Here is a 20718-nt window from a genome sequence, read left to right on the forward strand (position 1 = left end):
GGCCAGACCACGCTGCATGCGACCAGTACCGACGACTTCTGCATGACTTGCCACAGCAATCACTCGCTGCGCGACGAGGTGCTGGAATCGGTGCACGGCGACAACGAGTCGGGGATCGTGGTGAACTGCCGCGACTGCCATCTGCCGCGCGAACCGTTTGCCTACCTGCAAAAAAAGATCGCGGTGTCGCCTGATCTGTGGCGGTTCTTTACCACGGAGGGGTTCAACACCCAGGAACATCTCGAGGAGCATCGGATGGAATGGGCGGAGCTGACCCACGACTACCTGCGCTCGATCGATTCTTCAACCTGCCAGGCCTGCCATGCGCGTGTCTATGACGATCCACCGCCGGAAAACATGAGCCGTATGGCGGTTGGTATGCATACCATGAACAAAAACCGCGACGAAGCCGAGCGCGAAACCTGCATCGACTGCCACACGGGCGTGGCCCATCCGTATCCGGAGGCCTGAGGCACCGGGCCTGGCCGGTTTGCCGGTCAGGCCTCTTCACTAAGGCTTGATCGCGCTTCGACGATCTTGCCGGGACGTGCATCTTCAGGAAACACTAAAAATGAAAATACGACTGCAACTGGTTGTCGCCGGCCTGCTGCTGCTGATCGCGACCGATGCGGCGGCCGCCGCCTGCGACAATCTGCTGGATTTTTCGCATCGGCGACTCGCGTCCAGCCAGGAAGAAAACCTGTGTGAGGCCTACGCTGGCAAGGTGCTGCTGGTGGTCAATACCGCCAGCCGCTGTGGCTTTACCGGCCAGTTCAGCGACCTGGAGGGTCTGTACCAGAAATATCGCGACGATGGCCTGGTCGTGCTGGGTTTTCCCAGCGACGACTTCAATCAGGAACTGGACGCCGAGGAAGACACCGCCGATGTCTGCTACGTGAACTACGGCGTGACCTTTCCGATGTTCGCCACGACCGGCGTGCTCGGTGAAGACGCAAACGCCCTGTTTGCCGCCCTGGCCGAAGCCGAGCAGGCCCCACGGTGGAACTTCACCAAGTATCTGATCGGAAGAGACGGTGGGGTTATAGAAAGCTTTGGCTCCCGGGTCGAACCGCTGGACAGTGAACTGGAGCAGGCCGTGGTTTCTGCCCTGACATCGCCTTCGAGCTGATTGCCCGGCGTCTGGGGCGGCGGACGTCTGTGGCAAACTTCGGCAGACGAAAACCGGCAAGGGAAGTACGCAATCGTGACAGAACCAGACTATGAATCGGCCCGCATCGGCGTCGTCTCGGTCAGCGACCGGGCGTCCAGCGGCGTCTACGAGGACGCGGGAATTCCGGCGCTGAAAGAGTGGTTGGGCCGAGCGCTGAAAAACCCGCTGGAATGGGAGACGCGCCTGATTCCGGATGAGCAGGACACCATCAGCGCGACGCTGACCGAGCTGGTCGACGAGGCGGGCTGCAACTTGGTGCTCACCACCGGCGGTACCGGTCCGGCGCCAAGAGACGTGACCCCCGAAGCCACGCTGGCCGTGGCTGACCGCGTGATGCCGGGTTTTGGCGAACAGATGCGCCAGATCAGCCTGACGTTCGTGCCGACCGCGATCCTGTCGCGGCAGGTCGCCGTGGTGCGCGGCCGGGCGCTGCTGATCAACCTGCCGGGCCAGCCCAAGGCCATTGCCGAAACCCTGGCCGGCCTGCCCGATGCGGCACCGCCGGTGCACGGCATTTTTGCCGCCGTGCCTTACTGCATTGATTTGATCGGCGGGCCTTACCTGGAAACCTACGACGAAATCTGCAAAGCGTTCCGGCCCAAATCGGCGCGGCGCCGGTAGGGACTTGGTTGTTCAGCTCTGGCGGTGGACCAGGCGATCGGCGAGCCAGTGCAGGGCCTCGCTGTTGCCCTCGAATCGGTTCAACGCGGCGCGCGCCCGGTCATCGAGTTCGGCGATGCGGCAATAGGCCGCCTCAACCCCGAACAGGCCCGGCCAGGTCGCCTTGCCGTGGGCTTCATCGGCGCCGGCGGTCTTGCCGATGACCTCGGTTTGGCCCTCCACGTCAAGCAGGTCGTCGCGGATCTGGAACGCCAGACCGATCAGTTCAGCGAACTCACGCAAGTCGTCGACCTGCGTGCCCGGCAGGGATGGAACCAGCGCCGTGGGCATCATCACCGCAGCCCGGATCAGCGCGCCGGTTTTGAGCTGAAACATGGTTTCCAGCGTGTCCCGGTCGGGTTGTTGTCGCTCCAGCGCCATGTCCTGAGCCTGGCCGCCGGCCATGCCGGCCGCCCCGCACGCTGAGGCCAGCTCGGCAATCATCGCGGCCGCGGCCGGCAGGGGATGATTCAATCCGGGTTCGGAGGCCAGGGCTTCGAAGGCCAGGGCCTGCAGTGCGTCGCCGGCAAGAATGGCGGTGGCCTCATCGAAGGCCAGATGGGTGGTGGGCCGCCCGCGGCGCAGGTCGTCATCGTCCATGGCGGGCAGGTCATCGTGAACCAGCGAGTAGCAGTGGATCAGTTCGACCGCGCAGGCCGCTGCATCAAGCCGCTGCGGTGCCAGTCCCAGTGCTTCGGCGCTGGCGTAGACCAGCTGGGGCCGCAGCCGCTTGCCGCCGTTGAGCAGCGCGTAGCGCATGGCCCGGCAAAGAGCCGAATCGGGATCGCCGCTCTGGCGGCTGCGCCGTTCCAGTTCACCCTCGAGGCGTTCGAGGTGTGCTTCGAAACGCGCCTCGCGGTCTGCCGGGTCTAGTCGAACGGCCACAGGCGCTGGAGAAAGCTCTCGCGCTCGCTCTCGTCAAGCAGGTCGGCGTAGTTGTATTCGAGAACGTCGCGGGTATCTTCGGCCAGTTGTTCGAGCTCCAGGCGCTCATACGAGCGCTCCAGCAATTGGAGGGCGTCAACGTTGGCTGGCGCCCCCGGATAATGCTCGATGGTGTAGCGGGCCCGGTTGATGGCCGCCACGTAAGCACCGCGACGGAAATAGTATTCGCCGACCTCGATCTCGTAATCGGCCATCACGTTGCGCAAAAACACCATGCGCTGGCGGGCATCGGCCACGTAACGGCTCTGCGGATAACGCTGAATCAGCTCGCGGAAATCAGAAAACGATCGGCGGGCGCTTTGCTGGTCGCGATCGACCACCTGGTCGGGAAACAGCCGGCGCAGGAATCCCATGGCTTCTTCGTAATGCACCAGGCCCTTCAGGTACCAGGCATAGTCGACGTTCGGGTGCGTCGGGTAGGTGCGGATGAAGCGGTCCAGCGTGGTCAGCGCGCGTTCGGGCTGGCCGGCGCGGTGCATGGCATAGGCCATGTCAAGCTGCGACTGCTCGGCGTGGCGGCCGAACGGAAAGCGTATCGTCAGCTGGCGATACAGCTCGATGGCGTTGCTGTAATTGCGAGCGGTCAGGGCGCGCTGCGCCTCGGCATAAAGCTCCTCGGCACCGCGCTCATCTTCGCGGGTTTCCCGATTGCAGCCGGTAGCCAGGGCGAGGACGAGAAGAGCGAGCACGGCGAGCGGCCAGTGCCGCCGGCGGGAAGGGGTTAGAGTCTGCATAATTGGGACGCAATGATAAGGGTCAGTGACCGAGATGACCAGTCATGATCGCAGATTACAGGATAAATCGCCGTTAACCGCGACGCGCAGCGCCTTGGGCGTGGCCCGGTAGTGGGCGAACGCGTCGCGCATCGTCTGCTTGTGCAGTCCGACCAGGCCGGTCAGCGCCTGGACCAGCTGCTGGCTGCCGAGTGGCCGGATTTCTCGCGCAGTCGGCTGGCCGCCTGGATTCGCGCCGGCGAGATTCGCGTCAACGGACAATGGGTCAAGCCGCGCCACTCGGTCGCGGCGGGCGATCAGGTGTCGCTGGAGACCGAGTTGGCCGCGCGCGCCGACGCGCCCGCACCCGAGGCGATTGGCCTGGATCTCCTGTTTGAAGACGAAGTGCTGATGATTGTCGACAAGCCGGCGGGACTGGTCGTCCATCCCGGCTCGGGCAATCCGGACGGGACTCTGGTCAACGCGCTGCTGCACCATGATCCGGCTTTGGCGGCCCTGCCGCGGGCGGGCCTGGTGCACCGGCTGGACAAGGACACCAGCGGCTGCCTGGTCATCGCGCGCTCGCCGCGGGCCCATCGCCGCCTGGTCGCGGCCATGAAGGACCGCGCCATTCATCGGCGCTATCAAGCCCTGGTCTGGGGTGATCTGATTGCCGGAGGGCGGGTCGACGAACCGATCGGTCGACACCCGGTCGACCGTCGCCGGCAGGTTGTTCGCGCTGACGGCCGCGCCGCGATCACGCATTACCGCATCGGTCGTCGATTGACGGGCGCCACGCTGCTGGACGTCCGCCTCGAGACCGGGCGGACGCATCAAATCCGGGTGCACATGGCCCATATTCGCCATCCTATCGTCGGCGATCCGGTCTATGGCCGCAGCGGTGCGCCGGCCGGTCTGACGGCCGCCCAGCGCGAAGCCTGGCAGGGCTTCGGCCGCCAGGCGCTGCACGCCGTCCGGCTTGAGCTGGCCCACCCCGAAAGCGGTGAGACGGTGGCTGTGAACGCACCCCTACCGGCCGATCTGACCGACCTGATCGAACGACTGGAGCCGGGCCATGAACCCGATCCGGCCTGACTGGTCGCTGGCCGGCATCCAGGCCTTCAGCACGACCCGCACCGGCGGCGTCAGCACCGGTGCCTGGTCCAGCCTGAACCTGGGCGGCCACTGCGGCGATGATCCGGCCGCTGTAGCCGAAAACCGCAAACGGCTAGAGCAACAGCTGCCAGGTCCGGCGCGCTGGCTCAAGCAGGTTCACGGCACGGGCGTCATCCCTGTGGATGACTGGCACCCCGGCATCGAGGCCGATGCGGCCTGGACCGATCGGCGGCGTGCGGTGCTCGCGATCCAGGCCGCCGACTGTCTGCCGCTGCTGCTGGCCGATGCCGAAAGCGGTGTGGTCGCGGCGGCCCACGCCGGCTGGCGCGGGCTGGCCGCCGATATCCCGGGCGCTGTCGTGCAAGCCCTGCCGGTCAGCCCCGGTCGACTGACTGCGTGGATCGGGCCGGGCATCAGCGCGCCGCAGTATGCGGTCGGCGAGGCGGTGCGCTCGGCGTTCGAGGCCCTGGAGCTGGATCTTTCGACCAGTTTTTTCGCCGACGCACAAGGGACATGGCGATGCGATCTCAAAGACATTGCCCGCCAGCTGCTTGTTCGGGCAGGCGTGGGCACGGTGCTCGATAGCGGGCTGTGCACGGCGGCTGATCCGGAGCGCTTTTTCTCGTATCGACGCGACGGCCAGTGCGGCCGCATGGCCACCCTGATCTGGATGGAATGAATCATGGAGTCGCTCGAGCAAGATTCGCGAGCCCGCGCGTCGCGGGTGTTCGGCCCCGGCGCGCGAGGCTTCGAAGCCGGGGTCGGCGGGCTTTTCGGTTAGAATGTGATCCCGGTCCTCATCTGTGCAGGAATCTCCGGGCATGACCTCTTTGATCTTCGTAACCGGTGGCGTCGTTTCGTCGCTCGGCAAGGGTATCGCGGCCGCCTCGCTGGGCTCGATCCTCGAGGCGCGCGGCCTGCGCGTGACCCTGCTCAAGCTTGACCCCTACATCAACGTCGATCCCGGCACGATGAGCCCCTTCCAGCACGGCGAGGTGTTCGTCACCGAGGACGGCGCCGAGACCGACCTGGATCTGGGTCACTACGAGCGCTTCGTGCGCACCCGCATGACCCAGCGCAACAACTTCACCACCGGGCGCATCTACGCCAACGTGATCGCCAGGGAACGCCGCGGTGACTACCTGGGCTCGACCGTACAGGTCATCCCGCACATCACCGACGAGATCAAGGATTCGGTCAACCAGGCAGTCGAGGGCTACGACGTGGCCTTGGTCGAAATCGGCGGGACGGTCGGCGATATCGAGTCGCTGCCGTTCCTGGAAGCCATTCGCCAGCTCGGCTCCGAGTACGGCCGCCAGGCGATGTTCATGCACTTGACCCTGGTGCCGTACCTGAAAGCGGCCAACGAGATCAAGACCAAGCCGACCCAGCACTCGGTCAAGGAGCTGCGCTCGATCGGCATCCAGCCCGACGTGCTGCTGTGTCGCTGCGAGCGCATGATCTCCGACGGCGAGCGCAAGAAGATCGCGCTGTTTACCAACGTCCCGGCCGAGGCGGTGATCTCGGCGGTCGACGTCGACAACATCTACAAGATCCCGCTGTTCTACCACCGCCAGGGCCTGGATCGCATCGTCCTCGACCGGCTCGGGATCAAGGCCTCGCCGCCGGATCTGTCGGACTGGGAGGACGTGGTCGAACGCCGCGCCCGGCCCGAGCACGAGGTCACCATCGCCATGGTCGGCAAGTACGTCGAGCACGCCGATGCCTACAAGTCGCTTAACGAAGCGCTGCTGGCCGGCGGGCTGGCCGACCGGGTGACGGTACGCATCAAGCCGGTCGAATCGGAGGAAATCGAGGCCAGCGGCGTGGACATGCTGGCCGATGTCGACGCCGTGCTGGTGCCCGGCGGTTTCGGCGAGCGTGGATTCGAGGGCAAGATCGCCGCCATCCGCCACGCCCGCGAAAACGGCATTCCTTACCTGGGGATCTGCCTGGGGCTGCAGACGGCCGTTGTCGAGTTCGCCCGCAACGTCTGCGGTCTGGACCAGGCCAATTCCACCGAAATCAGGCTTGACGCGCCCGATCCGGTGATCGGCCTGATCACCGAGTGGATGGACGAGAAGGGTCAGCGCGAGCTGCGCGACGAGCAGTCCGATCTCGGCGGCACCATGCGCCTGGGAGCCCAGCGCTGCTGCCTGGTCAGCGATACCCTGGCGCGCAAGCTCTACGGCAAGGACGAGGTCCTGGAGCGCCATCGCCACCGCTACGAGTTCAACAACCGCTACCGCGACATCCTGACCGAGCACGGCATGAAGCTGTCCGGCTTTTCGGTCGATGGCACCCTGGTCGAAATGGTGGAGCTGCCCGACCATCCGTGGTTTCTGGGCTGCCAGTTCCACCCGGAATTCACTTCAACGCCGCGCGAGGGGCATCCCCTGTTTACCGGCTTCATCCGCGCCGCCCTGGCCCGGCGCCAGGCTCGCCAGGAGTCCGTGACATGAAACTGGGTGATTTCGAGGTCAGCCTGGATCAGCCGCTGTTTCTGATCGCAGGCCCCGACACGCTGGAATCCGAACAGCTGTGCCTCGACGTGGCCGGGCACCTGCGCGAACTGACCACCGAGCTCGGCATTCCCTATATTTTCAAGGGCTCGTTCGACAAGGCCAACCGCACCTCGGTCAAAAGCTATCGCGGACCGGGCCTCGAGAATGGCCTGAAAATTCTTCAGGCGGTGCAGGGCCAGCTTGGCGTGCCGGTGCTGACCGACGTCCACGAAGACACTCCCATCGACGAGGTCGCGGCGGTCGCCGACGTGCTCCAGACCCCGGCTTTCCTGTGCCGCCAGACCAACTTCATCCAGAACGTCGCGCGCGCCGGCAAGCCGGTCAACATCAAGAAGGGCCAGTTCCTCTCGCCCTGGGAAATGACCCGGGTGATCGAAAAGGCGGCGGCCACCGGCAACCAGCAGCTGATGGTGTGCGAGCGCGGCTACATGTTCGGCTACAACAACCTGGTCACCGACATGCGCGGTCTGGCGATCATGCGCGAGACCGGCTGCCCGGTGGTCTTCGATGCCTCCCACTCGGTCCAGATGCCGGGCGGGCAGGGCGAGTCTTCGGGCGGGGCGCGCGAGTTCATCCCGGTCCTGGCCCGAGCCGCCGTGGCGGTCGGCATCGCCGGGGTGTTCTGCGAGACCCATCCGGACCCCGATCGCGCGCTGTGCGACGGACCCAACTCCATGCGCCTGGCCGATATGCGCGCCATGCTGGAGACGCTGGTTGCTATCGATCAGGTGGTGAAGAAAAGAATATAACCTCAGATGAACGCGGATAAACGCAGATGAAAAGCACACATTCGATCAGCGGGCTTAGATTCGGCGCAAGGTTCCCGCACCGCCAGTCCTTGTAGTTTGTCGACCGGCGCGACTATGCTCGATTTATTAATCCGCGTTCATCTGCGTTCATCCGCGGTTCCCTGTCATTCAAGACGGCTCATAAAGAAATGAAAATCAAGACGATTCAGGCCCTCGAAATTCTCGATTCGCGCGGCAATCCGACGCTGGAGGCCGAGGTGGTGCTCGCCGACGGCAGCGTCGGGCGCGCCGCGGTGCCTTCGGGCGCATCCACGGGCCAGCGCGAGGCCGTTGAACTGCGCGACGGCGATGCCCGCCGCTACCTGGGCAAGGGCGTGCTGCAGGCGGTTGCGGCGGTCAACGAACGCATCGCCCCGGCGCTTGTAGGCATGGCGGCCGATGACCAGGGCGGGCTCGATCGGCGCCTGATCGAGCTCGACGGCAGCGACAACAAGTCGGCCCTGGGCGCCAACGCCCTGCTGGGTGTTTCGCTTGCAGTGGCGCACGCCGCGGCCCGCTCGCGCGGCCAGTGGCTGTATGAGTACCTGCTAGCAACCGGCGGCCAGCCGCCCAGCCTGCCGGTGCCGATGATGAATATCGTCAACGGCGGTGCCCACGCCGACAACCGGGTCGATATCCAGGAGTTCATGATCATGCCGGTAGGCGTGGGCGATTTCCCCGCCGCGCTGCAGGCCGGCACCGAGATCTTCCACGCCCTCAAGGCCATCCTGCGCGAGCGCGGGCTCAACACCGCCGTCGGCGACGAGGGCGGCTTTGCCCCGGACCTGGGCTCTAACGAAGAGGCGCTGGCGTTGCTGATGAACGCCATCGAGCAGGCCGGTTACCGCCCGGGTAAGGAGATCGCGCTGGCCCTGGACGTGGCTTCCAGCGAGTTTTTCCACGACGGTCGATATCGGCTGGCGTCGGAGGGCCGCGACTTCGACAGCGGCGGTTTCGTGGACTACCTGGCCGGCCTGGTCGAGCGCTATCCGATTGTTTCCATCGAAGACGGTATGGACGAAAACGACTGGTCGGGCTGGAAGCTTCTGACCGAGCGGCTGGGCGACAAGATTCAGCTGGTCGGCGACGACCTGTTCGTGACCAATCCCGCTATTTTGGCCCGCGGTATCGACGAGCATGTCGCCAACGCCATCCTGATCAAGCCCAACCAGATCGGCACGCTGACCGAGACCCTTGAAGCCGTCGACATGGCGCGCAAGGCCGGCTACGGCACTATCATCTCGCACCGCTCGGGCGAGACCGAGGGCGTTACCATTGCCGATATCGCGGTCGCCACCGGCGCCGGCCAGATCAAGACCGGCTCGCTGTGCCGCTCGGACCGGGTGGCCAAGTACAACCAGCTGCTGCGCATCCACGCCCGCCTCGGTGCCCAGGCGCACTATCCCGGTTCCTCGGCCATCGCCCCGTACCAAGGACGCTAACCGCATGAGCAAGCAAACCCCGCTTTATCAGGCCCACGTCGCTGCCGGCGGCAAGCTGGTGGAATTCGCCGGCTGGTCGCTGCCGATCCATTACGGCTCGCAGATGGACGAGCACCACGCCGTGCGCGGCGCTGCCGGCATGTTCGATGTCTCGCACATGACCGTGGTGGATCTGCGCGGCAGCCAGGTCGAGGACTACCTGCGCCGGGTCCTGGCCAACGACGTGGCCAAGATCGCCGACGGCCAGGCGCTCTACGGCTGCATGCTGGACGCGGCGGGTGGTGTGATCGACGATCTGATCACCTACCGGATCGAGGACGGTTTTTTTCGGACCGTCGTCAACGCGGCCACGCGCGAAGCCGACCTTGCGTGGCTGCAGCGCCAGGCAGAGGGTTTCGACGTTCGGATCAGCGAGCGCGACGATCTGGCCATGATCGCCGTACAGGGCCCGGAAGCCCGCGCCAAGGTCGTCGAGGTGCTGGGTGGTCCGGGCTTGAGCGAGATCCGGCCTTTTCGCGCGGCCAGCCAAGGGGAATATTTCGTTGCGCGCACCGGCTACACCGGCGAGGATGGTTTCGAGGTTTTGCTGCCCGGTGGGTTGGCTGTCGAGTTCTGGCAGGCTTTGACCGCGGCCGGGGTGGTTCCGTGTGGTCTCGGCGCGCGCGACTCGCTGCGTCTGGAGGCAGGCTTGAACCTGTACGGTCAGGACATGGATACCACGACCACGCCGCTGGTCTCGAATCTGGCCTGGACGGTGGCTTTCGACCCGCCGGAGCGCGACTTCATCGGCCGCCGGGCGCTGGAGGCCCAGTTGGCCGCCGGTGTGCCGCAGCGTTTGGTCGGGCTTGTTTTGGGCAAGGGCGCGATCCCTCGCACCGGGGCCAGGGTGCATGTGCCCGAGGGTGAGGGAGCAGTAACCAGCGGCAGTTTTTCGCCCACCCTGGGCTGTCCGATCGCGCTGGCGCGTATTCCCGCCGGAGAGTCGACCGAGGCCGAGGTTGAGTTGCGCGGCAAGCGCCTGCCGGCCCGCATCGTCAAGCCGCCGTTCGTGCGCAACGGCCAGATCAAGGTCTAGTCAGCACGCCTCGAAGCGGTTGGCCGAGCGGTTCTTGCGCACGTGCTCGGGGTCCCAGACGCGGCCGTTCATGACGATCCACACCCCCGGCGCCAGCGTCTGCACGGCGCCGATGGCGCAGCCGATGTTGAACACGGCGTCGGAATCGATAAAGCGCGCCGGATGCAGGGCGCCGGTCATGACGATGACGCGATCACCGGCATCGGCCAGCGCGGCGGCGGTGTCGGTCATGGAGTCGGTGCCGTGGGTGATCAGATAAAACCGGTCGTCGCTGGCCATCACGGCCTGACGAATCAGGCTGCGATCGGCGTCGTTCATGTGCAGCGAATCCTTGCGCATCAGGGCCCGCACCTCCCAGCGAAAAGCGACGTTCATGGCTTTGAGGATGCGACCGATTTCCGGTTCACCGATCTTGTAGTCTGATTTGTCGTCGTAGTAGATCTTGTCGATCGTACCGCCGGTGGTCAGGATGTTGAGATTGTCCAAGCTGGAGTCCGATCAGATGCGGGTGAGAATGAGCGAGTGCAGTAGTATAGCGGCGATGAAATGCCTGCCCTTGCTCATCGCCGGTGTGCTCTTCGCCTTACCGGCCTGGTCGCTGCCGCCGCTGGCCCCGGACGAGATCGCTCAATTGCACTGGCTGTCGCAGACCGCGACCGAAGCACGCCTGCGCACGCAGGCGGCAGCAGCCTGGCTGGAAGATCCCGGAGCCGAGCCGGAGCGCTGGCGAGAACAGGTAGATATACGGTTTCTCTCCCTGGCCCGTCAGGCCGAGCGGCAACAGCCAGCCAATACCGCGCTGGTCGACGGCATGCTGGGCTGGCTGGTCCACGCTCGCGCCCGGCCGCTGGATGCCTCCATGGGCACCGATCCACTGCTGGTGCAGACGCTGCTCCAGGGTCTGGACACGACAATGCCCGAGGCCGTGCTCCGCGCCGGCGCCGTGTGGGCCCGGGTTGAGGAAAGGCTGGCGAGCCTGGAAGACGGCGATCCAGCGCTGGAAATCTCGGCATTCTGGGCCGGCCAGCAGGCGCTGGCCAACCGCGCAGCGCCCCAACAGCGCGATCAGGCCCGCGCCCTGGCTTCGCTTGCCGCTGAGCTGAGCGGCCTGGCGGGCCGCGAGCGTCTGGAAGGGCTGGGCGCTCTGGCGCGCTCCCTGAGTTCGGCAAGCTGGTCGCAGGGCGAGGAGTTGCAGGCGCTATGGCATTTGATGGATGCGCTGGTCATCCAGGCCGCCGTCGAACCGGGCAGTGAAATCGATGCGATCGCTTCGCTTTTGGCTGCCATGACGGCTGCCGATCCAATGCGCCTGCGCAGGATTGATGAGCAGTTGCCGGTGGTGCTGGCGCAGATCCAGGATGCGGCGGCGTATCTGGGCGAGCAGCCGCCGGCGCTCGATGCAGCCATTTCCGAGCTGACCGACGCCTATTTCCGACTGGCGCTGTTCGTGTCCGATGCCGCCTTCTACCTGAACCAACCCGTGCGTGAGCATCTGGTCGCGGCGGTCGAGGATTGTCTGCCCAACCCCGATCTGGTCGGTCCGCTGCCGCGCGAGACCTTTGACCAGTGTCCGGAACGCCTGTTCGTGCTACTGGACGAAGGGCTGGACAGCGAGGAACTGGTCGGCGGCAGCGGACCCTATGCCGCCGACTTTCTGCGTCGCGAAACGGAATTGCTCAGCTGGCAGCGCTCGCGTTACCTGGATGGCCACCTGGACTGGCAACTGCAGGCGAGCTGTGAGCCGGTGGCCTGGGTCAATCCGCTTGAGTGGTCCATCCTGGTCCAGGCACTGGCCAGCTGGGTCCCCCAGCGACCGGTGTTTTTCGGGGACCAGCGCTGGCAAAACGCCATGGGGAAACTTAGCGAACAGATCGAGGATCAGGAAGCCTCACGCGTCGCCTGGCTGGATTGCCTGACCGGTCTGGGTGGGCAGAGGCTCGACCCGGTCAGCCGCCTGCTGATCCGGCACGGCCAGGTGCTGTCCGAGCTGGCCCTGGCCCTGGACGCGTCCTACCGCGAGTTCGTCGCCGAACAGACTCGACCCGGCTCCGATATTGACTTAGACGCCGCCGCCGACCAGGTGACGGGTTATCGTCCAGAAGGCCTGGTCGTGCGACCCTGTGCCGGTGGATCGACCTGTGGTGCGCGCACGGTGCTGCCGGTCAGCCGGGCCCTGCTGGGTTTATTCCCCAATACGTATCTGCTGGCTGATCAGCTGGCCATCGGCAGTCTCGCGCTGTGCTACGACCAGGTTCGCTGGGAGGATCGCGAAATGCGGCCGGCGCGACCCGGCGACGATCAGGTGGCCAATTACTTCGGCCGGCTAAGCTTCGAACTGGTCGGTACCTTCGACGACGGCAGTGGCGAGCAGAACGTGTTCCGCCAGCGTCTGGCGGCCGCCGAGTCGCGCCATTATCTGTTCGCGGCGGCCAGCGAAGAAATTCTCGAAAAGAGTTGTCCGGACGGTCTTGCCGGTCAGCCCGTCGCCAGCCATCTGCCGGAGGATCGACTCGGCCTGGTGCCTAACCGGTTGACGTATTTTGCCGCCACGCCGGCGACGCCGGACGCGCAGTTGCTGGCCAACTGGGAACAGGGCGCTGAATGGCGCGACTGGTTCATTACGGGTGATCGAGTCGAAGTATTGGAAGCACCGCGCCCAGCGGTGCTGCAAGCGCGACTCCAGGCCGAACTGAAAGCCTTGGTCAGCCGCAGGGAGCGGGTGATCGCCTCACGCCTGCTGAGCGATACGGAAGACGATTCGCTGTCTGTGGCCATGGCCTCGGTCGACGCCAGTCGCGCCCTGATTCGGCGGGTTCTGGAGATTCACTACCCGCGGCTGATTCGCCATGATGCTGCCGCGCGCTCGGCCTTCAGCGGGCTGAATGCGCTGGTCGGTCGAGAGCAGGTCCGGACGTTCCGCAACGCCGCACGGCCGCTGTCGACGCTTGCCGACGAGGGGCGTTCGAGACTGCTCGAATTTCAGCAGTTCTGGCAGGATTTGCCGCTGCGCCTGCGTGAGCAGGGTCAATCCTCGCCGGAGGCGGATCACGCCCGCCGGCTGCTGAATCAGTTGCGCACGGTCAGCGCCGCCGGGCCGGCTGACGTCGAATCGTCGCCAGGGCCGTGAAAAAGGCAAGGATCAACGCGATCTGCAGCAGTGCCGGTACGCGCGCGGTGGGACTGGCCCAGGCCTCCATGACCGCAAACGAGAAGTAGATCAGCAGCAGCAAGCCTGTGACCACCAGCGGTCGGGGTCTGAGGCTCCAGGCAAAGGGCAGCGCGAACGCCAGCGGCCCGGCAGCCAGTATCAGCACCACGATCCGGGCCGACCCGGTGGGCGGGCCCAGCCAGCTGAACCAGGCCAGCTGCAGAACAAGCAAGCCCACCAGCGACCAGCGGCACCAGCTCAGCCGGATCATCGCAGGCGACGGGCAATGTCGGCCACCCGTTGCCCCAGGGCGCGGCACAGGCGCGCTTCGTCTTCATCCAGGGAGCGATCGCTGTCCTTGCCGGCCAGGTGGCTTGCACCGTAGGGCGTGCCACCGCTGCGGGTCGTGGAAAGTTCGGGTTCGGAGTAGGGCAGGCCGACCAGCAGCATGCCGTGGTGAAGCAGCGGCAGCATCATGCTGAGCAGGGTCGCCTCCTGGCCGCCATGCAGGCTGCCGGTAGAGGTGAAGACCGCCGCCGGCTTGCCGGCGAGGGTGCCGGAAAACCACTCTCCGGCCGTGCCGTCGAGAAAGTACTTCACTGCCGCGGCCATGTTGCCGAAGCGGGTCGGGCTGCCCAGGACCAGCCCGTCACAGGCCTCGAGGTCTGAGTTATCGACCAGGGCTGGGCCGTCGGCGGCCGGTTCGCGCGCGGTCGGGTCGATGGCTGAGGTCACCGGCGCGACCGTTCGCAGGCGCGCGGCCGAGCCCTCGACCGATTCGACGCCGCGGGCGACTTCGCGCGCCATGGCCAGGGTGTTGCCATGGACCGAATGACAGACGATGAGGATTTCAGTCACCGGCGCGTCTCCGGCCCGCGTTTTGGCAGGATGGCGGGCAATCGCCCCGGTCCAGGCGGTTGTTTGAGATACTTCAGGTTCTCGGTATCCGGGCCGGACTGGAAGAGCGTCGCCAAAATCCGGCGGCGAGCGGAGCAACGTCGATCGTGATCAAGGATGAGTGCCATCAGCAGCAGTTCTGATAAATGCCAAGCCCAGAGCGTAAACGGTAAGCCGGCGCTGTCAACGGGCCGTGCGCATACGCCGCTGGAGGCGCTGAAGGATCCGCGCTGGCTCAGGGCATTCGCCCGCCATCTGTGGGCACACTTTCGCGAAGACCGCAGTTTCGAGGCCGCCGGGGCGCTGAGCTATACCAGCCTGCTGGCCCTGGTGCCGCTGATGGCGGTAACCCTGGGCGTGATTTCCGCCTTCCCGGTCTTTGATCGCTGGGCCGACGAGGTGGAAAACTATATCTTCGCCAACTTCGTCCCGGCCGCCGGGGACGTGATTCATGAATACATCACCGAGTTCGTCTCTCGCACCGCCGATCTGACCGCGGCCGGCACGGCGTTTCTGATCGTCGCCGCGATTCTGTTGATGTCTTCGATCGAAAAAAGCTTAAACCGGATCTGGCGGGTGCGTACCCAGCGCCGGCCGACCAGCAGGCTGGTGATTTACTGGGCGGTTTTGACCCTGGGGCCCCTGCTGGTCGGTGCCAGCCTCGCGCTGACGTCCTACCTGGCCGCGCTCCCCGTGCTGGCCCCGGAGATCGTGCGCGGTTTCCTGCAGCAGATCATGCTCAAAACGGCGCCGTTCTTTGTCGCCCTGATCGGCTTTACGCTGGTGTTCATCGTGGTGCCCAATCGCCGGGTGCGCTGGCACCATGCCCTGGCCGGCGCGGTGCTGTCGGCGCTGATGTTCGAGCTGGCCAAGGCCGGGTTCGTGCTCTACGTGACCAATTTCCCGACCTACGAGCGCGTTTACGGCGCCCTGGCCACGATCCCGCTGTTCCTGGTCTGGATTTATCTGTCCTGGGTGGTCGTGCTTTTAGGGGCGAGCGTGGCCGCAGCCCTGACCACGTTTCACTATCGACGCGCCGGCTGGCGCTGGGGCCGGCGCCATGAATTGCTGCTCGCGATCCGCCTGCTGGGCCATTTCTGGCAGGCCCAGCGCCGCGGCGAGGCGCTCTCGTTGCCGGATCTGCTGACCCTGGAAGCCGCGGCCAGCGACAGCCAGCTGCGGCGAATCCTGGCCTGGTTTCATGACGCCCGCTTCATTCACGCCGACGATGATGGGGACTGGTTGCTGTCGGCTGATCTGGACGAGCTGAGCCTGGATGATCTCTACCGTAGCGGGGTTTTCACCCTGCCGGTTGAGGAGATCGAGCGTCTGCCGCAGGAAAGCCACTGGGACCGCGCGCTGGTCGAAGGTCTGAAAGCCGTCGACGAGGCGGCCGGTCCACTGTTGAAGCGTTCGATCAAGTCGCTGCTGAAATCTGCTCCGGAGAAACCATGAAAACACTACTGATGTCCCTGCTGATGCTGATGGCCGTGATGGTCGTTCCAGCCCAGGCCGATGAGCCGATCGAGGTCGAACTGCCCTCGCTTGCGGGCGAGGTCGTGCGCCTGAGCGATTACCGCGGCGAATGGGTGGTGCTGAACTACTGGGCGACCTGGTGTGCGCCCTGCCGCAAGGAAATCCCGGATCTGTCGCAGCTGCACGACGCGCACGATGACATTACCGTTCTGGGGCTGGCTTTTGAAGACACCGAACCCGAGGATTTCGTCGAGTTCCTGGAGAAATACCCGGCCAGCTATCCGATTCTGCTGGTCGATACCTTCAATCCGCCTGAAAGCCTCGGCGCCCCGCGCGCGCTGCCGACCACGTATCTGGTCAATGGCGCTGGCCGGATTGTCAATACCTGGCTGGGGCCGGTCACCAGCACCATGATCGTTGACTGGATTGCCGATCATGGCAGCTGAACTTCGCGGTTGGCGCATCTCCGGGCGCGTCCAAGGGGTTTTCTTCCGCGACTCCACGCGCCGAAAGGCCGAACAGCTGGGCCTGGCCGGCTACGCCGTCAACTGCTCCGACGGGACGGTCGAGGTGGCGGCCCGTGGGGAATCCGAGCGGTTGGATCAGCTGGCGACCTGGTTGCGCCGGGGACCCCGCGCTGCGCGCGTGGATGATGTGGTTTCCTTTCAGCCTGAGGACGAGCGCGTTCCCGACGAAGATTTCAAGACCGGCTGAGCGCTTCACCCCCAAGCCGGGCAAGCACGGCGCGCGCGGCCTGCTCGCCTGCCTGACAGCCCAGGCGCTGTCGCCACTTTGCGGCCTGCTGCCGGTACTGGCGCGTTCTTTCCGGCTGAGCCAGCCAGGCATTGACGTCAGCCAGCAGGGTTTCGGGTGTTGCCTCCCCCTGCAGTCGTTCCGGGACCAGCCGGTGTTGGCACAGGATATTGGGCAAGGAGACGAATTGCGAGCGCACCAGCTTCAGCGCCCGCGCCAGATGGAAAGTCGCCGGCGCCAATCGGTAGTAGACCACCAGCGGGCATTCGAGCAGGAAGGCCTCCAGGGTGACCGTGCCGGACGCGGCGATGGCGACGTCGGCGGCCGCCAGACCGCTGCGGGTCACATCGCTCAATAGCCGGACGCCGGCCTGCTCCAGCGCGCTGCCGGCCAGCTCGCGGGCCAGCGCTGCATGGCGGGGTCCGGACAGCAGCATCACCAGATCGGCTGCCGGATGCGCCCTGCGCAAGAGCCGTGCGGTGGCGGCGAGCAGGCCGACATGGCGCGTCAGCTCCCCTTCACGGCTGCCGGGCAGCAGGGCGATGACGGGATTTTCGCTGCCGGTCTGCAGCGTGGTCCGCGCCGCGCTCCGGTCGGGCCCGGCGCGGAGTTCGTCGGCCAGGGGATGGCCGACGAACCGCGCGTCCAGCCCGTGCGGCCGATACAGCGCGGGCTCGAAGGGAAACAGCGTCAGCAGCAGATCGAGGCTGCGGGCAATGCGCGGAATACGACCTGCTCGCCAGGCCCAAACCGACGGCGAGACGTAGTGGATAGTGGTCAGGCCGCGCCGGTGAAGCTGCCGCGCCAGGCCGAGGTTGAAATCGGGTGCGTCGATGGTGACCAGGGCCGTGGCCGGCCAGCCGAGAATCCGCTGGCGCAGGTTTTTCCTGAGCCGGATCAGTCGGGCCAAGTGGCGCAGGACCTCGGTCAGACCCATGACACTGAGCGCTTCAACGTCGAACCAGGTCTCCACTCCGGCCGAGCGCATGTGCGGGCCGGTAATACCGGCCAGTTCGAGATCCGGTCGCTGCCGTTTCAGGGCTCGCGCGAGATCGCCGCCGAGCAGATCGCCGGAGGCTTCGCCGGCCACCAGGACAAGGCGCAGCGGCTCTCGCCCGGACATTCCTAGTGGGTCGCCGGTCTCATCAGCGCAGCAGCCCGCGGGAACTGGCGCGCGCGCTGTGAATCATGCGTTCGAGCTCAGGTTGCTCGACGGCGCGCGCTTCCAGCTCGGCCAGCGCCTCGTCGCGGCTTTTGCCGCTGCGGTAAATCAGTCGGTAGGCCTCGCGGATATTGCGGATCTGTTCGGCGGAAAAGCCGCGCCGCTTGAGGCCTTCGCTGTTGATTCCCCGGGGGCGCGGCGGTTGGCCGGATACCATCACGTAGGCCGGGACGTCCTGGCTGACGCCGCCGTACATGCCCAGAAAGGCGTGATCGCCGATACGGCAGAACTGGTGGGCGCCCGAATAGCCGGCAAAAATGACGTGATCACCGACGATGACGTGGCCGGCCAGAGTAGCGCCGTTGGCCATGGTGACCTGCGAGCCGACCTGGCAGTCATGGGCGATGTGGCAATAGGCCATGATCCAGTTCTCGTCGCCCAGCCGCGTCACGCCGCCGCCGTCGGCGGTGCCGCGGTTGATGGTCACGTTCTCGCGGATGGTGTTGCCGGCGCCGATTTCGAGCGTGGAATCCTCCCCGGCGAATTTCTTGTCCTGGGGCTCCTCGCCGATCGAGGCAAACTGGAAAATGCGATTATTCGGCCCGATTCGGGTGTGACCGGTAATGACCACGTGCGGTCCGATGCGGCAACCGGCGCCGATCTCCACCCCCGGTCCGATGATGGTGTAGGCGCCGACTTCGACATCCGGCGCAAGACGTGCGGTTGCGTCGACGATGGCGCTTGGGTGAATCATGCAGCCGGATCCGGTTTGGCGGCGCACATGATTTCGGCGCTGGCCACCGTTTTCTCGCCGATCAGGGCGCGGGCGTGGTAGACACCCATGTTGCGCATCAGGCGTTTCTGCTCGACGTCGAAGATCAGCTGATCACCCGGCACCACGATCCGGCTGAAGCGCGCCTTGTCGATCTTGACCAGATAGAACAGCTGCCGTTCCGCGGGCTCGGCGCTCTTGGCCAGGTGCGCCAGGCAGCCGGCCGCCTGGGCCATGGCCTCCAGCAGCAGCACGCCGGGCATCACGGGATGACCGGGAAAGTGGCCCTGGAAGAACGGTTCGTTGAAGGTCACGTTCTTGAGCGCGCGAATGCGCGGCGGTGGACCGTGCTGGAAGTCGAGCACGCGGTCGACCAGCAGAAAGGGATAGCGGTGGGGCAGCAGCTTGAAGATCTGCTCGATATCGATGGTGCTTGAATCATTCATGCCGGGAAGGTCCGTTGTTGTTCGATTGTTCCAGGCGACGCAGTCGCCGCGCCCATTCATCGAGCTGGCCCAGCCGCACCAGCAGGCGTTTCCAGCGCGCGTGCGGCCGGGCGGGAATGCCCGAGCCGTATTCGCCGGGCTGGTCGATGGAGTCCAGCACGGTGCTCATGGCGGTGATGATGACCGAGTCGCAGATGTCGAGGTGGCCGGCAATGCCGCTGGCACCGGCGATCATGCAGTACCGCCCGATCCGGGTCGAGCCTGCAATGCCGACACAGCCGGCGATGGCGGTATGCGCGCCGATATGCACGTTGTGCGCGATCTGGACCTGGTTGTCGACGCGAACGTCGTGTTCCAGGACGGTGTCCTCGATGGCGCCCCGGTCGATCGTGGTATTGGCGCCGATTTCGCAGTCGTCACCGATCCGCACGCTACCGACCTGCGGCACCTTGCGCCAGCCGCCTTGCTCCATGGCCAGGCCGAAACCGTCGGCGCCGATGACAACGCCGGGGTGGACGATGACCCGCCGGCCCAGATGCGCTCCGCCGCCGACGTAGACCCGGCCGACCAGCCGGGCGGATTCTCCGATGCAGACGCCGTCGTCGATGACGCAAGCTGGGCCGATGACGGCCCGCGCTTCGATCCGCACCCCGGCACCGACCGCAACCTGGGCGCCGATGTGGGCACTGTCGTCGATCTGGGCGTCATCGGCGATAACCGCGCTGGGATGGATGCCCGCGGCCGCAGCCGGCTGGGGTCGCAGGAGTTCGATCAAACGCGCCCAGTCCGCGTAAGGGTTGGCGCTGAGCAGGGCGTTGCCGTTGAAGGTCTCGGCCATGTCGGGTTTCATGACCACGACCCCGGCTCGGGTGGATGCCAGGGCCGGCTTGTAGGCGGGGTTGGCGAGGAACGTCGCCGCGTCGGGGTCCGCGCTGTCGAGCGTACCCACGTCGCGGATCGAGCAATCAGGGTTGCCGGTGAACGCCAGGCCGAGTGCGCCAGCCAGTTCCTCGAGCCGGAATGTCCGTGTAGCGGTTTGCATGGCTCTGGTGGTCAGCGTCCGTTGTCGCGCCCGTCAAAGTCCTCGGCCAGCCAGTCGAGAATGTAGTCGGTGATATCGATGCTGGCGGCGGCGTAGGCCACGGGACTGGTCAGGATCAGGTCGTATCCGCGCGTTTCGGCGACCTGCTGCACGGCCACCTCGATGGTTTCTTCCAGCGCCTGGGTGGCGGTACTGGTGCGAAAGCGCAGTTCCTCTCGCAGGTCCTCGCGCCGACGATCAATGGACCGCCGCAGGTTACGGATATCGCGCTCAAGCTCCAAGCGCGTTTCCGCGTCCAGCTGCCGGCTTTCGGCCAGCGCCTGCTCGAGTTCCTGCAGTCGATTCTCGTCGGCCAGCAGCGCCTCGTTGCGCGGGCGGAACTCGCCGTCCAGGGACTCGCGTGCAGCGACCACCTGCGGCGCGGTCTCGAACAGTCGCTTCATGTCCACGTAGCCGATGCGGATGGCCTCTTCCGATCGTGCATCGGCGGCCAACAAAATGATAAACACCAGCACGACGGCCTGCGCGAGGGCCGGCCACGGCAGCGTTGGTCCATCCAGCTTGGCATGCCGAGTTGCGCGCATGCC

The 20718-nt window shown here is 65.7% G+C and carries 23 protein-coding genes; 13 read left to right on the top strand and 10 right to left on the bottom strand.

The window, feature by feature from the left end; translation table 11 throughout:
* The 3 genes from G3I74_RS04140 to mog form a co-directional block, all read left to right on the top strand.
* A partial coding sequence (locus G3I74_RS04140) for a NapC/NirT family cytochrome c (RefSeq protein WP_164210328.1) occupies nt 1–471 on the top strand: 471 nt, incomplete at its 5' end.
* Nucleotides 472–571: 100 nt separating this feature from the next.
* Nucleotides 572–1129 carry a glutathione peroxidase gene (locus G3I74_RS04145; RefSeq protein ID WP_164210329.1) on the top strand — a complete coding sequence of 186 codons (558 nt, stop codon included), beginning with the start codon at nt 572–574 and terminating at the stop codon, nt 1127–1129.
* A 75-nt stretch (nt 1130–1204) separates the two neighbouring features.
* Nucleotides 1205–1792 (top strand): molybdopterin adenylyltransferase, encoded by a 588-nt coding sequence (mog, locus tag G3I74_RS04150; RefSeq protein WP_164210330.1) that lies wholly within the window; start codon nt 1205–1207, stop codon nt 1790–1792.
* Nucleotides 1793–1804: 12 nt separating this feature from the next.
* Here mog and G3I74_RS04155 read toward each other — a convergent pair whose 3' ends face one another.
* Nucleotides 1805–2716, bottom strand: a complete 912-nt coding sequence (locus tag G3I74_RS04155) for a polyprenyl synthetase family protein (RefSeq protein ID WP_338063054.1) — start codon at nt 2714–2716, stop codon at nt 1805–1807.
* Nucleotides 2701–3465: an outer membrane protein assembly factor BamD gene (locus tag G3I74_RS04160; RefSeq protein WP_164210331.1), complete on the bottom strand. Its 765-nt coding sequence runs from the start codon at nt 3463–3465 to the stop codon at nt 2701–2703. The genes G3I74_RS04155 and G3I74_RS04160 overlap by 16 nt, the downstream gene beginning before the upstream one ends.
* Nucleotides 3466–3621: 156 nt before the next feature.
* Here G3I74_RS04160 and rluD point away from each other — a divergent pair, with 156 nt between their 5' ends.
* The 6 genes from rluD to gcvT all read left to right on the top strand — a co-directional run bounded on the left by rluD (nt 3622) and on the right by gcvT (nt 10435).
* Nucleotides 3622–4584, top strand: a complete 963-nt coding sequence (gene rluD, locus G3I74_RS04165; protein ID WP_164210332.1) for a 23S rRNA pseudouridine(1911/1915/1917) synthase RluD — start codon at nt 3622–3624, stop codon at nt 4582–4584.
* Complete coding sequence (pgeF, locus tag G3I74_RS04170) at nt 4565–5284, top strand: peptidoglycan editing factor PgeF (RefSeq protein ID WP_164210333.1); 720 nt, start codon at nt 4565–4567, stop codon at nt 5282–5284. Before rluD ends, pgeF begins: the two co-directional genes overlap by 20 nt.
* A 142-nt stretch (nt 5285–5426) precedes the next feature.
* Nucleotides 5427–7067 carry a CTP synthase gene (locus G3I74_RS04175; RefSeq protein WP_164210334.1) on the top strand — a complete coding sequence of 547 codons (1641 nt, stop codon included), beginning with the start codon at nt 5427–5429 and terminating at the stop codon, nt 7065–7067.
* Nucleotides 7064–7879, top strand: coding sequence for a 3-deoxy-8-phosphooctulonate synthase (gene kdsA / locus G3I74_RS04180; RefSeq protein ID WP_164210335.1), 816 nt, complete (start codon nt 7064–7066; stop codon nt 7877–7879). The genes G3I74_RS04175 and kdsA overlap by 4 nt, the downstream gene beginning before the upstream one ends.
* 188 nt (nt 7880–8067) lie before the next feature.
* Entirely contained in the window at nt 8068–9360 is a 1293-nt protein-coding gene (gene eno, locus G3I74_RS04185) for a phosphopyruvate hydratase (RefSeq protein WP_164210336.1), read from the top strand.
* Between the two features lie 4 nt (nt 9361–9364).
* Entirely contained in the window at nt 9365–10435 is a 1071-nt protein-coding gene (gene gcvT, locus G3I74_RS04190) for a glycine cleavage system aminomethyltransferase GcvT (RefSeq protein ID WP_164210337.1), read from the top strand.
* Here gcvT and G3I74_RS04195 read toward each other — a convergent pair whose 3' ends face one another.
* Nucleotides 10436–10921 carry an asparaginase domain-containing protein gene (locus G3I74_RS04195; RefSeq protein ID WP_164210338.1) on the bottom strand — a complete coding sequence of 162 codons (486 nt, stop codon included), beginning with the start codon at nt 10919–10921 and terminating at the stop codon, nt 10436–10438.
* Between the two features lie 28 nt (nt 10922–10949).
* Between G3I74_RS04195 and G3I74_RS04200 the strand changes: the two genes are divergently transcribed.
* Nucleotides 10950–13562 carry a hypothetical protein gene (locus G3I74_RS04200; RefSeq protein ID WP_164210339.1) on the top strand — a complete coding sequence of 871 codons (2613 nt, stop codon included), beginning with the start codon at nt 10950–10952 and terminating at the stop codon, nt 13560–13562.
* On the opposite strand, the gene G3I74_RS04205 is transcribed toward G3I74_RS04200, so the two are convergent.
* Complete coding sequence (locus G3I74_RS04205; RefSeq protein ID WP_164210340.1) at nt 13516–13854, bottom strand: DUF2069 domain-containing protein; 339 nt, start codon at nt 13852–13854, stop codon at nt 13516–13518. The two genes, G3I74_RS04200 and G3I74_RS04205, sit on opposite strands and share 47 nt — an antisense overlap.
* Nucleotides 13851–14441 (bottom strand): NAD(P)H:quinone oxidoreductase, encoded by a 591-nt coding sequence (gene wrbA, locus G3I74_RS04210; protein ID WP_164210341.1) that lies wholly within the window; start codon nt 14439–14441, stop codon nt 13851–13853. Before wrbA ends, G3I74_RS04205 begins: the two co-directional genes overlap by 4 nt.
* Before the next feature lie 156 nt (nt 14442–14597).
* Here wrbA and G3I74_RS04215 point away from each other — a divergent pair, with 156 nt between their 5' ends.
* The 3 genes from G3I74_RS04215 to G3I74_RS04225 are packed head-to-tail and all read left to right on the top strand — an operon-like array spanning nt 14598 to nt 16670.
* On the top strand, nt 14598–15935 hold the full coding sequence (locus tag G3I74_RS04215; protein WP_164210342.1) for a virulence factor BrkB family protein: 1338 nt from the start codon (nt 14598–14600) through the stop codon (nt 15933–15935).
* Nucleotides 15932–16402 (top strand): TlpA family protein disulfide reductase, encoded by a 471-nt coding sequence (locus G3I74_RS04220; RefSeq protein ID WP_164210343.1) that lies wholly within the window; start codon nt 15932–15934, stop codon nt 16400–16402. Before G3I74_RS04215 ends, G3I74_RS04220 begins: the two co-directional genes overlap by 4 nt.
* Complete coding sequence (locus tag G3I74_RS04225; RefSeq protein ID WP_164210344.1) at nt 16392–16670, top strand: acylphosphatase; 279 nt, start codon at nt 16392–16394, stop codon at nt 16668–16670. Before G3I74_RS04220 ends, G3I74_RS04225 begins: the two co-directional genes overlap by 11 nt.
* On the opposite strand, the gene lpxB is transcribed toward G3I74_RS04225, so the two are convergent.
* From lpxB to G3I74_RS04250, 5 genes are read right to left on the bottom strand one after another with little or no spacing between them, the layout of a single operon-like run.
* The gene (gene lpxB / locus G3I74_RS04230; RefSeq protein WP_164210345.1) at nt 16657–17832 is read right to left on the bottom strand and encodes a lipid-A-disaccharide synthase; all 1176 of its coding nucleotides are present in this window, start codon (nt 17830–17832) and stop codon (nt 16657–16659) included. The two genes, G3I74_RS04225 and lpxB, sit on opposite strands and share 14 nt — an antisense overlap.
* Nucleotides 17833–17854: 22 nt before the next feature.
* The gene (gene lpxA, locus G3I74_RS04235; protein WP_164210346.1) at nt 17855–18625 is read right to left on the bottom strand and encodes an acyl-ACP--UDP-N-acetylglucosamine O-acyltransferase; all 771 of its coding nucleotides are present in this window, start codon (nt 18623–18625) and stop codon (nt 17855–17857) included.
* On the bottom strand, nt 18622–19089 hold the full coding sequence (gene fabZ, locus G3I74_RS04240) for a 3-hydroxyacyl-ACP dehydratase FabZ (RefSeq protein WP_164210347.1): 468 nt from the start codon (nt 19087–19089) through the stop codon (nt 18622–18624). The genes lpxA and fabZ overlap by 4 nt, the downstream gene beginning before the upstream one ends.
* Nucleotides 19082–20131: a UDP-3-O-(3-hydroxymyristoyl)glucosamine N-acyltransferase gene (gene lpxD / locus G3I74_RS04245; protein WP_164210348.1), complete on the bottom strand. Its 1050-nt coding sequence runs from the start codon at nt 20129–20131 to the stop codon at nt 19082–19084. The genes fabZ and lpxD overlap by 8 nt, the downstream gene beginning before the upstream one ends.
* 11 nt (nt 20132–20142) lie before the next feature.
* Nucleotides 20143–20715 (bottom strand): OmpH/Skp family outer membrane protein, encoded by a 573-nt coding sequence (locus G3I74_RS04250; protein ID WP_164210349.1) that lies wholly within the window; start codon nt 20713–20715, stop codon nt 20143–20145.
* Nucleotides 20716–20718 lie beyond the last annotated feature (3 nt).

The sequence above is a fragment of the Wenzhouxiangella limi genome (assembly GCF_010499265.1).
In the GTDB taxonomy this organism is placed as follows: Bacteria; Pseudomonadota; Gammaproteobacteria; order Xanthomonadales; family Wenzhouxiangellaceae; genus Wenzhouxiangella; species Wenzhouxiangella limi.

Bases quoted from the DNA above. Each gene is read 5' to 3' on its own strand.
- G3I74_RS04145 (WP_164210329.1), top strand. From the start codon at position 572: ATGAAAATACGACTGCAACTGGTTGTCGCCGGCCTGCTGCTGCTGATC.
- pgeF (WP_164210333.1), top strand. From the start codon at position 4,565: ATGAACCCGATCCGGCCTGACTGGTCGCTGGCCGGCATCCAGGCCTTC.
- G3I74_RS04175 (WP_164210334.1), top strand. From the start codon at position 5,427: ATGACCTCTTTGATCTTCGTAACCGGTGGCGTCGTTTCGTCGCTCGGC.
- kdsA (WP_164210335.1), top strand. From the start codon at position 7,064: ATGAAACTGGGTGATTTCGAGGTCAGCCTGGATCAGCCGCTGTTTCTG.
- eno (WP_164210336.1), top strand. From the start codon at position 8,068: ATGAAAATCAAGACGATTCAGGCCCTCGAAATTCTCGATTCGCGCGGC.
- gcvT (WP_164210337.1), top strand. From the start codon at position 9,365: ATGAGCAAGCAAACCCCGCTTTATCAGGCCCACGTCGCTGCCGGCGGC.
- G3I74_RS04200 (WP_164210339.1), top strand. From the start codon at position 10,950: ATGAGCGAGTGCAGTAGTATAGCGGCGATGAAATGCCTGCCCTTGCTC.
- G3I74_RS04205 (WP_164210340.1), bottom strand. From the start codon at position 13,854: ATGATCCGGCTGAGCTGGTGCCGCTGGTCGCTGGTGGGCTTGCTTGTT.
- G3I74_RS04215 (WP_164210342.1), top strand. From the start codon at position 14,598: ATGAGTGCCATCAGCAGCAGTTCTGATAAATGCCAAGCCCAGAGCGTA.
- G3I74_RS04220 (WP_164210343.1), top strand. From the start codon at position 15,932: ATGAAAACACTACTGATGTCCCTGCTGATGCTGATGGCCGTGATGGTC.
- G3I74_RS04225 (WP_164210344.1), top strand. From the start codon at position 16,392: ATGGCAGCTGAACTTCGCGGTTGGCGCATCTCCGGGCGCGTCCAAGGG.
- lpxB (WP_164210345.1), bottom strand. From the start codon at position 17,832: ATGTCCGGGCGAGAGCCGCTGCGCCTTGTCCTGGTGGCCGGCGAAGCC.
- lpxA (WP_164210346.1), bottom strand. From the start codon at position 18,625: ATGATTCACCCAAGCGCCATCGTCGACGCAACCGCACGTCTTGCGCCG.
- fabZ (WP_164210347.1), bottom strand. From the start codon at position 19,089: ATGAATGATTCAAGCACCATCGATATCGAGCAGATCTTCAAGCTGCTG.
- lpxD (WP_164210348.1), bottom strand. From the start codon at position 20,131: ATGCAAACCGCTACACGGACATTCCGGCTCGAGGAACTGGCTGGCGCA.
- G3I74_RS04250 (WP_164210349.1), bottom strand. From the start codon at position 20,715: ATGCGCGCAACTCGGCATGCCAAGCTGGATGGACCAACGCTGCCGTGG.